This is a genomic window from Endozoicomonas sp. SESOKO1 (assembly GCF_024606265.1).
Lineage (GTDB): Bacteria > Pseudomonadota > Gammaproteobacteria > Pseudomonadales > Endozoicomonadaceae > Endozoicomonas.
Map to the genome: position 1 here is coordinate 1 of NZ_JAHHPP010000123.1, position 12,434 is coordinate 12,434.

A 12,434-nucleotide genomic window follows, 5' to 3' on the forward strand; every position below is an offset into this window, starting at 1 on the left:
CAAATACAAAGGCCTGGCCCTGGCTTTTCGATTTCCTTGACTTTATTCAAGAATCAAGACCTGACCCTCGCTTCGCTCGCTTCGGTAAAGGGCTGCGGAGCTAATCGGCAGCAACACTTCGGTCAAAAGCTGGCTGAAACAGACGATCACGAACGTAGACTGTGTTGTCCCTTCCAGCGATTGCGAGTGAGGTTTCATCCGCATAGTACCAGCTTTGATTGTCCTGATTCGAAGAGCCAATCACCACCATATGGTCATCAAAGCTGGCAAACTTAGCATGACTGGCGCCATCACCTGATCGGTTCTCCTCGACTGGCTCATTCCCCCCGGGGGCAACATACCAGCGAATATCCAGGTTTGAACTGTTTTTGGAGAGTGACTTCAGCTTTTTGACCGCTTTTGCATTGGTACCACCAGCGCCCAGCGCGCTTTCACGCTGCTCATTGAAACGCTTGGACAATAACAGCTCGACCTTCACCCCGCGGCGGGCTGCGGCGACTAACGCTTTGATCAGAACCGGATTATTCAGGTTGGGCGACTGAATGGAAATACGGTTCTTTGCTTTTTGAATTGCTTTCAAAAAGCCCTGTGCCTGTGGGCTGGCAAGTGATCTGTTGAAAGGGTCTCTATTGGCCTTTCGAGTCAGTACTGTTATGGGTGTCTCAGTGAGCGTTGAGTCATTGTCAAAGTCAGGACTCACACTTAACCTTCGAAGTTTTTTGTTGGGTTGATCCTGAGCATCAAGACTTCTTTCCCAGTTATGTTCAAAGCCTGCTCGAAGTGACAAACCGACTTCCCCTCGCAAAACAGCGCCCGTATCGTAAGCTGCCAATCCACTTCGTTCATCAGTGGCATGATTGCGCTTCTGGACATTAGCACCGGTAATGGCAACACGCTGACCATCTGCAATAACTGTCTTGCTGTGCAGTCCATCAGTCAGTTTGTTAACGTGGACGCCTCCTTTGATATTCAGCAGGTTCTTATCAATGTTACCCAGATTAGGCAGTAAATTTTCTATCGCTGGCGCACGATTGCCTTTTTTACGTTTCATAAATTTGGCTGCCAGGCCTCTGGCCTGATTGACCAGGATTCGAATTTTCAATGGTAAGGAAAAAGAATCAGGGTGACGTTTCGCTTCAGCCTGTAATGCCTGTATAGCCGGAATGATATGTTCCTGAACTCCGGGTGAATGGGGCTCCCAGGAAAAAGTCTGGATCAATACTTCCTCTTTGGCACCACGAATCACTGAACCAAAGGAGCCAAATATCTCATCACCGCCAATGGTGACTTTTTCAATGGCATTGCGTTGAGTTGTTATCAACTCTTTTGGTACTGTACCCTTACTGGCAAATTTTTCAGCTATTTGACTGACTGCTTTTTGGAATGGGCGAGCAGCCGTGTTGATTGACCCTGGTGCAGAAAGTTTGTGTATTGATGGCAATCTGGAGTAACGCAATGCATTAGAGCGGCGCAGTCCTATTTTTTTGCCCAGATGTTGTGTACTCAATTTATCGAAGTTATGTTTAACGACTTTCCCTGGTTTTGAAATTGAAGGAGAGAAGGGAGTGATCAAGCGTAACCGCCCGGCGACTCGAAAACGCTGAACTCCTTTGGACTGTAGCTCAGCGTCTTGTTTCGAAGGCGGCGCTATAAGTGTCTGTTGACCTCCAACAGTGATTTTTCCCGGCATGTTTCTGAATCCGTTTCTTATCAGCTGGTATGGATATCGGCACACATCAGCTAACAGCAAGTGGGGAAACAAGACAATAAAAGGACACCCATTTTTTAAAATGGTGAAGAGAGTACGACATTTATTTATTTTTTAAATGATAGTATTGATCATTGTAAGAATTTCACATTCATACCAAACAGGAAGCGTATAAAAAGCACTCAGCAACAGCCAGATAGAAGACACTATCAAGACAATATAAGAAAGAGCATTCAGAAAATTCTGGCCACATTAAAGTCAATGAAAATGCGTTGATCAGGCAGGGCAGAGAGCACCGCTCACAGACATCCCATGAACCCGGCATTGTTCAGTGGCTTGCCTGCAACATCCCTATTATGACGCTGATGTCGGCCTGCCCGCTGAATCAGCAAATCTATAGGAGCCAAATCCGAAATCATCACATCAAAATCCAGATCCAGGCTTTGTTTTACTACCTGAGTGGCAATTAATATCTGACCGGTTCTTTGTTCTGAGCCAGATTTTTTGCCAAACCTGTTTAATACATCCTCTTCAGTCGTTTGCCGGTCAATCATGGAAAAACGACTATGGAACAGAGTGAGTTTGGCAGAATCGATTCGGGAGCCATCCTGAAGCTGCTGCCATGATGACCTGGCATCCTTGATGGTAGTGCGAATCCACTAAATACAGCCTCCTAGTTCGACAGACCTGATAATTAAGTCAATGGCTTGAGCAGGATCATTCAGGCTTTTAACCTTAATTTGTCGTTTAACACTGTCACGAGTGGGAAGTTGTTTTTCAGCAAACACCTGATCCTTGTTTGCATCACGGGCGGAAGTCCCTTGAATGCGGTTGTTATGTTTGCCTTAGTCGAAACCTTCTGTCCAGGAAGTGTCGGTCATGCGAGGATCGTCGATTCGTTGGCCAAAGCAGTTGTATTGTTCTTCCCTGATACGCCTGAATACAAAAGGCTCGAACAGCATCCGGTAGATTTTGGTCTGTGTCCCTTCCGTGGTTTCCCGTTTATGGCTTTCGATCAGTTTTTCAGCTTCCAGTTTTTTCAGCCCCATGTTAACAGTTGCATGGCTGACGCCGATAATTCTTGCCAGCTTGTTTTGACTGGGCCAGCATTCGCCCTCACTGTTGGCAAAGGTGGCCAGCACGACCAACAAGTATTTTTGGGTCGTTGTCAGATTATCCAGACCGTTGGTGTTAAGCTCAACCCGAATCAATTTCATCACCCCGATTGTGTAGGCGAACGAGATCATTGCTATACTGTCTCCCGAGCAGTAGCTCATTGCTATACAAAGAAACCCGGTCAGGAGTGGCGACTCCGTTTGAGCCGGGTTTTTTCTTGTGTGTCAGAAACATGGCCAGCCATCGGGATAATGCAAGAAAGTAAAGTTAATGTATTGGCCCACCCCCTCAACTGGTTAAAATTTTGATGTTAACCAGTTGATACAAACAAGATAAAGAACAGTATCAAAGAACAAGTTGCACAATGCGGCCTGCGTGGGTGACCACAACACATCTCATAACTGGAAAGTCTGTTCTTTCCCTTTCAGGTAAATGGTTAGCTTTGTGACCGGCATTTCCCTTAATTAGTACGTAAGTAAATTTTAAGAACAGGATCATAAAAGATATTGTCGCTGTATTTTTACCTCCTGAATTCGTATCATCATTTAATCTTTTTTCTCAGATCATCACTATGCTGGATGTACGTCCCCGTGAGCTGGAGCTTCCCATCGACGAAGCCACGGTTGCCATTAAAACACCCCCTCACTCCATAGAAGCCGAGCAGTCCGTGCTCGGCGGGCTGATGCTGGATAACCAGGCCCTGGACCGGGTGGTGGATAAGCTGACGTCGGATGACTTCTACAATCCGGGTCACCGGCGTATCTATGCATCCATCAGTACACTGAGTAATGAAAGCAAGCCTTTTGACCCTCTGACGGTTGCCGAGATTCTGGAAAACCGGGGTGAGCTGGATGAAGTGGGCGGGCTGGTTTACCTGGCGGAGCTGGCGGGCAGTGTGCCCAGTGTGGCGAATATTCGCGCCTACGCGGAGATTATCTTTGAGCGTTCCGTACTGCGTAAGTTGATCAATACCGGCCAGAAGATTGCGGACAGTGCCTATAATCCCGAAGGGAAAGACAGTCAGGCGATTCTCGATGAAGCCGAACGGCTGGTGTTCAATATTGCCGAAGAGCGCCCGAACACCGGTGGCCCGATGGGGGTGCGGGAAATCCTTGAAAACACCGTCAAGAAAATTGATGAGATGTTTAATGCCGGTAACGCCATTACCGGTACCACCACCGGCTTTAAAGATCTGGATGAAATGACCTCTGGTCTGCAGCCTTCCGATATGGTGATTGTGGCTGCCCGTCCCTCCATGGGTAAGACCACGTTTGCCATGAACCTGGTGGAAAATGCCCTGCTGAACAGTGAGAAGGGCGTTATGGTATTCAGCCTGGAGATGCCCAGTGAGCAGTTGATGATGCGTATGCTCTCTTCTCTGGGCAGGATCAACCAGTCCAAGGTAAGAAGTGGTCAGCTGGAAGAAGAAGACTGGCCAAAACTGTTGTCGGCGGTTGAGCGCATTAAAGACAAGAAGCTGTTTATTGATGATACGGCGGGTATCAGCCCTTCAGAAATGCGCTCACGGATTCGCCGCGTGGTTCGGGAACATGGCGACCTGGGCCTGATCATGATTGACTACCTGCAGTTGATGCAGATTCCCGGTTTTGGTGAGGGGCGGACCAACGAGATTTCGGAAATCTCCCGATCGTTGAAGGCCATTGCCAAGGAATTCAATGTCCCGGTTATCGCCCTGTCGCAGTTGAACCGTTCTCTTGAGCAGCGACCCAATAAGCGCCCGGTCAACTCCGACCTGCGTGAATCCGGCGCCATCGAGCAGGATGCCGACGTGATCATGTTTATCTACCGGGACGAGGTGTATAACCCGGATACCGAGTACAAAGGGGTTGCTGAAATTATTATCGGTAAGCAGCGTAATGGTCCCATCGGTACTTGCCGACTGGCGTTTATTGGCCAGTTTACCCGCTTTGAGAACCTGGCCCCGGATGCTTACCGGTTTGAGGAAGACTGATTTTCCTAAACCTGTCCAAAGACGGACAGTGGTGGCTCGTCCAGGGCTGCCAGTTGTTCCCGCAATTCCAGAATATGCTCCGCCCAGTACCGTTCGGTATTAAACCAGGTGAATGCCATCGGAAAGGCGGGATCATCCCAGCGCTTTGCCAGCCAGCCGCTGTAATTGATCAGTCGCAGGGTACGGAAGTATTCCACCAGGTTCAGTTCGGAAGGGCTGAAATCCATAAACTCCGTGTAGCCTTCCAGAATTTCGGCCATTTGCAGGGTCTGCTCTTGGCGATCTCCCGATAACAGCATCCACAGATCCTGAATCGCCGGCGCCATACAGGTATCGTCAAAATCAACAAAGTGTGGCGCCTCATTCCGCCATAGAATATTGCCACCATGGCAATCTCCATGGACCCGAATGGATTGCCACGTCTGCTGTTGCGTCATAAGTTCCAGACGATGGAGCAGGTCACGGGTCAGGGTCTGGTAAGCTTCCAGGAGAGACGCAGGAATAAAGTCGTTTGCCAGCAGATATTCAACATTATCGATGCCGTATCGCTGCAAGCTGATTGCCGGGCGGTATTGGAAGTCACTGGCTGATCCCAGTTTGTGCATTCGTCCCAGGGTGCGGCCAAGGGTCAGCAGGTTATCCAGATTATCCAGTTCCGGTGCATGGCCGCCCTTACGGGGAAACAGGGCAAACAGAAAGCCTGCAAACTCATGCAGCGTGTTGCCTTTTTCGTCAGCCATCGGGGCGACCACCGGTAACTCCATCGCCTTGAGATCCAGGGTGAACTGATGCTCCTCCTGAATCTGATCTTTTGTCCAGCGTTCCGGGCGGTAGAATTTTGCAATCAGGGGTTCACTGTCCTCAATGCCGACCTGGTAAACCCGGTTTTCATAGCTGTTCAGGGCCATAATGCGGGCATCGCTCAGAAATCCTGCACTCTCAACGGCGTCCAGCGCCCGGTCAGGCGTCAGCCGGTCGTATGGATGTTGAGCAGGCGTGTTCATGCTGGCCTCCGAAGGAGTCTGAGTTCTGTGGAGGGGATTCTATAACCAATAGTACAAGCTGGCCACTGACGACGGATGGAATTCTGAGCTGAATAGAATACGGGAAAGATTTCCGGACTCAGATCTGCAAGGAAGATCAACAAGAGAAAATGAGCTGGCTACCCCGGAATCGGACGCTGGTTAGTACAAATAACGACCGACCTGAGGATATTACGTTTTTTAATCATCTATCTGCCAGCTTGTCGGGATAGTAAACTCCACATTTTCAAGTAGCCTGCCCACTGCTGCCAGAACACGGTAACGGGCAAACGTTTCCTGATAGATGGCGGTCGTTAAACTGTTGCTGGACTGAAATAATTCATTCTCGCTGTCCAGCAAGTCCAGCAGTGTCCGCTTGCCAATATTAAATTGCTCTTTGTATGCCGCAACCGTCTCCCGGCTGGCATCTTCATGAAGTAATAAATACTCACGTTGTGCACCAATAAACTGAAGGGCAGCCCAGGCGATACGCATTCTTTCTTCTATATCCCTTATTACCCTGGCTTTCTGAGAGCGCCGCTCTTCTGCCTGATGGGCACTCTCCATCAAGCGAGCCCTGTCACCGCCCCCCCGGAATAAGTTGTAGCGAAGCCTCACCATGGCGACCGTATCATCATAATCACCCAGCTGGCCATCGGCATTGCGCTTCCAGCTTTGGTCTAACTCAGCATCCAGTGATGGAAGATAACTGCTTTTACGGGAAGAGTATGTGTATTCTGATGATTCAACATCCAGCTCAGCGGCTTTGACATCCGGGTGATCCTGCCTGCCTTTTTTAATCGCATTTGGCAAATCTTCTGGCAAATCAAGATGCCCAAAACCGGGAAACTCCAAGTCACCGGGACTATGCCCTACCAATGCACGGTACTCACTTTCAGCATCCATCAAATTATTTCTGGCACTGATGAGATTCGCATTGGCTCTTGCTCGCCGTCCCTCTACCTGAATCAAATCAGAGCTTCGGGCAACCCCCTGACTGGCCCGGCGCTCAATCTGATCAAAAATTTCGTGATGAATGTCCAGGTTTTCTTCTGCCAGCTCTACCAGATCACGATGCTCAAGCACTTTGAGATAAACACTGATAACCTGCAGGGCCAGATCTTCCATAGTAGAGTAGAGCCGCCAATGCTCAGCCTCAGCGCCTTTACGGGACCCCTTAACGCTATACCAGGTATTAAAACCGGCAAAAAGGTTCTGTTTCAGAGAAAATGAGGCTTCTTTGCGGGTGTATTTTTCCCCATCGGTGTCAGGACTGGTATCCTTTTTCTGCGCACCAATACCTGCGGCAATATCGAGCGTTGGCCAGAAATCAGCAGCCGCGGCATCAATATTCTTCTGCTCAGCCTTCAGACGACTGAGAGCAACCTTTGCCTGTGGGTTTGAACGCAGAGCCTGGCCGAGAGCTTCTTCCAGGGATTCAGCTGAAACTTCAGTATTCCATGCTATTAGGCCAGAGCAGATGCTGATCAGCAGAAATTGAAAACGGTTCATGGAGGTCCCTGTATCTTCAGTACTGAGATTTATTATCTAGATACATCGCCATGAATAGGCGGGACTTTATAGCGAGTTGGCAAAATCATGACCTGTGACCATCACGCTTCTGGTCAGCCATGACCAACTTATGATAAAAAAGTATAATAAGCGATCCAGATATCCGTTTGAAACTGAATGAAGCCATTGAAAACGGATCGACAATAAAAAAATAGCAGCGAACCATTTTCGCTTCTTCTGTGGATTGCCGGGGGAGATTTATGGCGAAGGTATTGATTGTTGACGACTCACCAACCGAGCTGTACCAACTGAGCGCAATGCTCGAGAAACATGGGCATACCGTATTGACTGCTGACAATGGTGCTGACGGCGTCGCCCTCTGCCGGGAAGAACAACCTGATGCCGTATTGATGGATATCGTCATGCCAGGCCTGAATGGCTTTCAAGCCACCCGCCAGCTCTCAAAAGATGGGAACACAGGACACATACCTGTCATTATCGTCACCACAAAAGATCAGGAAACAGACCGCGTCTGGGGCATGCGGCAGGGAGCCAGAAGCTATCTGACCAAGCCCATTAAGGAAAGTCTGCTACTGGAAACGCTTAACGAAGTCCTGAGTGATGCTGCGGCCTGAGTCAGGTCTGGCTACCCCGGAAAAGCCATCCAGGAAAAGCCATCCCGGAAAACCTTCCCGGAAAAACATCCCGGAAAAAAGGACTATCCCGCATTCGTCACTGTCAATTGCCAAGGGAACCATGAAGGAAAGGAGTACTATGAGCAACTCCAGCCATCCGTTCGACTATCTGGAGACCCTCGGGCAGAGTGCGTCCCTGTACCGTGCTCAACCCCCTGCAGAACAAACGGATCTGAGCTATTGGCAGGGCGTCGGCTTTTTGCTGGATGGCCAGCATTATATGGTTCAGGTTGGGTCAATTTCTGAAATTCTTCCCGTTCCCCAGACCACACCGTTGCCAGGTGTTCATCGGTGGGTCAGGGGATTAGCGAATGTCCGGGGGCGACTGATACCCGTTGTCAGCCTGGGAGACTTCCTGAAAAGTAACCAGGGCCATTATGTTTCCAGTCAACCCAATCACAACAACCGGATTCTTGTCATCGGGAAGAAAGACATTGCCGTTGGCCTTATCGTTGATGAAGTAAAGGGGATACAGCAGTTTACGGTCAACAGCCACTCAGATGAGATACCGGCAACAATTCCACAAAGTGTTCACCCGTTTACCCGGGGCTCCTATTTCAAAGATCAACACTATGTTGTATTCAGTATTGAGGGACTCGTTACCAACGAGCGTTTTCTAAAAGCTGCCAGCGAATAAACAGGATTTTGATTTCGCATCAGAAATCGGGGAATAAACCATGAAAGGCAATCAAGCGAAAAGGGGACAGGGAAGCAAGGCCAACAGAGCCACAATCGCTTCGATCACCATGCTGGTGCTGTCCCTGTTAATGATGACGGGTGCATTTATCTTCAATAACAAGCAATCCCAACTGCTTCACACCCATGAAACCCACGCCGGTGAACTCCGGATTCTGTCCCAGCAGATTGCCAAAAACGCCTCAGAAGCGGCCTCAGGTAAAGAAGAAGCCTTTCCCCTGCTAAAAGAAGCAACATCGATGTTTGGCCAATATATTGGCGAATTGAACCGTGCCAGGCTTTCCGTTCTTCCTTTCGCCGACACCTCCAATAGTGCTGCAGCCCGGGAGATTGAAGCCCTGAATGCGGCATGGTCTGTAATGAAGGTAGAAGCGGACACCATACTCTCTGCACAGGATACCGTCCTGTCTCTGCATGATGTTGCTGCCACATTGAGTGAAACCATTCCCCAACTGCAAATTGAGTACGACGAGGTGGTGGAAATCCTTCTGGAAAATAATGCGCCCTCTGACCAGATTGCCATGGCTCAGCGCCAGCCCTGGCTGGCAGAGCGAATTATCCGGAGTGTTGCCAAGGTTCTGGAAGGTGGTGAAGAGTCCATCATGGCTGCCGACAGCTTTGGCCGTGATGCCAAACTCTTCGGGCGGGTGCTGGAGGGAAAGCTGGAAGGTAACATTGCCATGCGCATCAGTCAGGTGACGGATGATGAGGCCATTGACCGCCTGATGGAGATTTCTGACCTTTTTGCATTTGTCGATGACAGTGTTGATGAGATTCTGGAAAACTCTCCTGCACTGTTCCAGGTACGCGCCGCCTCCGACACCATCTTCACCGATTCACAACAACTGCTGCAACAAACATCGGTACTGGCAGACACCCTGTCCGCACCCACTGCCGGGCAGAAGACACTTGAGCTGGCCATCATGGTCTGCGGTGTACTGTCCATCCTGTTTGTCTTTCTGACGGCAATGTCCATCGTTATGGATACCCGCCGCCGCCTGAAGGAAACGGAGGCTATTGAGGCTCAAAGCGCTGCAACCGAGGCCCAGAATGCCGCTAACCAGAAGGCTATCCTGCGACTTCTTGATGAAATGGCCGACCTGGCAGATGGTGACCTGACCGTTAAAGCCAGTGTCACCGAAGACTTTACCGGTGCTATTGCAGACTCTATTAACTTCTCTATTGAACAACTGCGCGCCCTGGTTAACACCATCAACCAGACTGCCGTCAAGGTAGACGCTGCCGCCCAGGAAACACAGGCAACCGCCCGACTGCTGGCTGAAGCTTCCGACCACCAGGCCCAGGAAATCGGGGCTACCACCCAGTCCGTGAACCAGATGGCAGAGTCCATTGACAAGGTCTCCAGCGAAGCATCCGACTCGGCTGACGTGGCCGAGCGCTCGGTGCAGTTAGCGGCTAACGGTGGACTGGTGGTACGAAATACCATCGACGGCATGACCACAATCCGTGAACAGATTCAGGATACTTCCAGGCGTCTCAAACGACTGGGTGAGTCCTCTCAGGAAATCGGTGACATTATCTCTCTGATCAACGAGATCGCCGACCAGACCAACATTCTATCCCTGAACGCTGCTATCCAGGCTTCCATGGCCGGTGAGGCAGGCCGTGGCTTTGCCGTGGTTGCCGACGAGGTTCAACGTCTGGCAGAACGGGTATCGGCAGCCACCAGACAGGTAGAAGCGCTGGTATCCACCATCCAGACTGACACCAGCGAAGCGGTCATTTCCATGGAACAAACCACTTCTGAAGTAGTGCATGGGGTCCGTCTGGCACAGGACGCCGGTGTTGCCCTGGAAGAGATCGAGCAGGTATCCAATAGTCTGTCAGGCCTGATCCGGAACATTTCTGAAACCGCAAAAGTTCAGGCACAGTCAGCCTCACAGATCTCCAGCCGCATGGTGTCCATCCGGGATATTTCTATTCAAACCTCCTCAGGTACCAAGGCAACCGCTCAATTTATCGGTGATCTGGCCGGTATGGCAATGGAGATGCGTCAGTCGGTTACCGGTTTCAAACTGCCTGAAACCATAGAGTCCTGACACCGGAAAACGGACTCCGCAAGAGATGAGAGCATGAGAACAAGCATAATGCCCGCCACTCAGGTGCTCTTTTTAATGAGAGCGTTAAAAAGAGCGTCAAAAAAAGCGCTTGCGAACGCGGGAATGGTAGCTGGAAACGGGAGCCAGGCATGGTCGAACAGCGTGAATACATAGGTCTGGAGAGGGTTATCGGAGAGATTGAAAGCACCCTCACTGAAGCCCGTCAGGACCTTGAACAGTATGCTGATTCAACAGATGGTGCGATGTTTCTGGAGAATTGTCGTACAAAAATCCAGCAGATCCACGGCACGCTGAAGATATTGAAACAGCAGGGAGCCCAGTTACTTACCCGGGAAATTCTGCTGTTATTAGATAGCCTGAAGACGGCCCCGGCGGATCATAATCAGGAACTGCTGGTGGTACTGATTCAGGCGGTGCTTCAGCTACCTGGCTATCTTGCCCATACATCCCGATCCGGCAAGGATTCCCCCGGCCTGCTGAAGAATCTGCTCAGTGAAATGCGCCAGTTACGCGGGCAACGGGCGTTATCCGATTTTGATTTTTTCACACCCGCCATTGTTCACACCATTGCACCGATCCCGGAAGCTCAGCTGAACAAGCTGCAGGCCAGCGGCTTTGCTGCCCTGGTACGTAAAATACGTCAGAAATATCAGCTGTGCCTTGCCGGCGTGCTCAGGGACAGCCAGCGGGACCAGCAACTGACCGTCATCAGTAAAATATTTGCCAAGCTGCAAAACCTTTGCTGGGACTCGCCAATCTCACCGCTATGGGATGCCTGCACCGCATTTTCAGAGGGGCTCAGGGAAGGCTCTATTCCCATAGACAGTCAGGCGATCAGAATCCTTCGAGAAATGGACAATGAGTTCAAGCATCTGGCCAATGAGGAAGCCAGACGACTGAACACCCCACCATCGGAAGAGATACTCAGAGAGATTCTTTATCTGATCGCCAGGGCAAATAGTGATAATTCGCTTATCCTCTCCCTGAAGCGACGGTACTCTCTGGACAAGGCACTGGCGTTTGAATTTCATTACGAAGAACCCCTGTCGCCTGCTACCGGGACAGCGGTTGCCCGTGAAAAAGAACCAGACTATGGACCAACGATTGAGTTCACAACCGATAGTCCGCCCCCTTCTCAGGAAACTACCGGGAAACCGGGCACACTCTTTTCTCCCTCTATCGATATCGTCGATATGGGGAGCCTGGTTCCAGAAGTCGTGCCTATTGAAAGCCCGGAAATAGTCAGTGAGGAGCCAGCACTGACCGTTGATTTTTCGTTAAGTGAAGAAGATCTCTCTGAACTGGAAAGCCCCGCTTTCGAAGAGGAACTTTCATTTACTGATATTTTAACACCCCCGTCAGATAGCACCTTAACCTTAAATAACTACCTGAGCAGCTATGACCTCACGGAGGATCTGACACCGCCGGGTGTCTTTGCTCAAGAGCGTTCTTTTAAAGAGAGCGACAAAGAGAGCGCCAAAGAGAGCGCCAAAGAGAGCGCCAAAGAGAATAACCTCTCTTCAGAAGAAACCCTCAGTGTGTCCGTGGATGAAGATGGTGAAAACGACCTTCACGGCATTTTCGTCGAAGAAGCAACCGAAGTTCAGCAACAGCTCAACGCTCTATTTCCAC

At 50.2% G+C, this 12,434-nt stretch carries 9 protein-coding genes and 1 pseudogene; 5 read left to right on the forward strand and 5 right to left on the reverse strand.

Annotated features, from left to right (window positions below):
* Nucleotides 1-100: 100 nt before the first annotated feature.
* The 3 genes from KDK13_RS06110 to KDK13_RS06120 all read right to left on the reverse strand — a co-directional run bounded on the left by KDK13_RS06110 (nt 101) and on the right by KDK13_RS06120 (nt 2,955).
* A complete protein-coding gene (locus KDK13_RS06110) occupies nt 101-1,690 on the reverse strand; it encodes a phosphatidylserine/phosphatidylglycerophosphate/cardiolipin synthase family protein (protein ID WP_257284079.1) in 1,590 nt (529 codons plus the stop codon).
* Nucleotides 1,691-2,007: 317 nt separating this feature from the next.
* A complete protein-coding gene (gene cas3, locus KDK13_RS06115; RefSeq protein ID WP_373692220.1) occupies nt 2,008-2,364 on the reverse strand; it encodes a CRISPR-associated helicase Cas3' in 357 nt (118 codons plus the stop codon).
* Between the two features lie 189 nt (nt 2,365-2,553).
* A complete protein-coding gene (locus tag KDK13_RS06120; RefSeq protein WP_257284080.1) occupies nt 2,554-2,955 on the reverse strand; it encodes a helix-turn-helix domain-containing protein in 402 nt (133 codons plus the stop codon).
* 440 nt (nt 2,956-3,395) lie between these two features.
* On the opposite strand from KDK13_RS06120, the gene dnaB reads away from it, so the two are divergent.
* Entirely contained in the window at nt 3,396-4,796 is a 1,401-nt protein-coding gene (gene dnaB, locus KDK13_RS06125) for a replicative DNA helicase (RefSeq protein WP_257284082.1), read from the forward strand.
* 5 nt (nt 4,797-4,801) lie between these two features.
* On the opposite strand, the gene KDK13_RS06130 is transcribed toward dnaB, so the two are convergent.
* A complete protein-coding gene (locus KDK13_RS06130; protein WP_257284085.1) occupies nt 4,802-5,800 on the reverse strand; it encodes a serine/threonine protein kinase in 999 nt (332 codons plus the stop codon).
* Between the two features lie 219 nt (nt 5,801-6,019).
* Entirely contained in the window at nt 6,020-7,330 is a 1,311-nt protein-coding gene (locus tag KDK13_RS06135; protein WP_257284089.1) for a TolC family outer membrane protein, read from the reverse strand.
* 260 nt (nt 7,331-7,590) lie between these two features.
* Here KDK13_RS06135 and pilH point away from each other — a divergent pair, with 260 nt between their 5' ends.
* The 4 genes and pseudogenes from pilH to KDK13_RS06155 all read left to right on the forward strand — a co-directional run.
* On the forward strand, nt 7,591-7,965 hold the full coding sequence (pilH, locus tag KDK13_RS06140) for a twitching motility response regulator PilH (protein WP_257284090.1): 375 nt from the start codon (nt 7,591-7,593) through the stop codon (nt 7,963-7,965).
* Complete coding sequence (locus tag KDK13_RS06145; RefSeq protein WP_257284093.1) at nt 7,952-8,662, forward strand: chemotaxis protein CheW; 711 nt, start codon at nt 7,952-7,954, stop codon at nt 8,660-8,662. Before pilH ends, KDK13_RS06145 begins: the two co-directional genes overlap by 14 nt.
* A gap of 40 nt (nt 8,663-8,702) precedes the next feature.
* A complete protein-coding gene (locus KDK13_RS06150) occupies nt 8,703-10,781 on the forward strand; it encodes a methyl-accepting chemotaxis protein (RefSeq protein ID WP_306671016.1) in 2,079 nt (692 codons plus the stop codon).
* A gap of 149 nt (nt 10,782-10,930) precedes the next feature.
* Nucleotides 10,931-12,434 (forward strand): annotated as a pseudogene (locus KDK13_RS06155) (hypothetical protein); the annotation flags it as partial.

Excerpts from the sequence above, each read along its gene's own strand:
- KDK13_RS06110 (WP_257284079.1), bottom strand. The coding sequence starts at position 1,690 with ATGCCGGGAAAAATCACTGTTGGAGGTCAACAGACACTTATAGCGCCG.
- KDK13_RS06120 (WP_257284080.1), bottom strand. The coding sequence starts at position 2,955 with ATGATCTCGTTCGCCTACACAATCGGGGTGATGAAATTGATTCGGGTT.
- dnaB (WP_257284082.1), top strand. The coding sequence starts at position 3,396 with ATGCTGGATGTACGTCCCCGTGAGCTGGAGCTTCCCATCGACGAAGCC.
- KDK13_RS06130 (WP_257284085.1), bottom strand. The coding sequence starts at position 5,800 with ATGAACACGCCTGCTCAACATCCATACGACCGGCTGACGCCTGACCGG.
- KDK13_RS06135 (WP_257284089.1), bottom strand. The coding sequence starts at position 7,330 with ATGAACCGTTTTCAATTTCTGCTGATCAGCATCTGCTCTGGCCTAATA.
- pilH (WP_257284090.1), top strand. The coding sequence starts at position 7,591 with ATGGCGAAGGTATTGATTGTTGACGACTCACCAACCGAGCTGTACCAA.
- KDK13_RS06145 (WP_257284093.1), top strand. The coding sequence starts at position 7,952 with ATGCTGCGGCCTGAGTCAGGTCTGGCTACCCCGGAAAAGCCATCCAGG.
- KDK13_RS06150 (WP_306671016.1), top strand. The coding sequence starts at position 8,703 with ATGAAAGGCAATCAAGCGAAAAGGGGACAGGGAAGCAAGGCCAACAGA.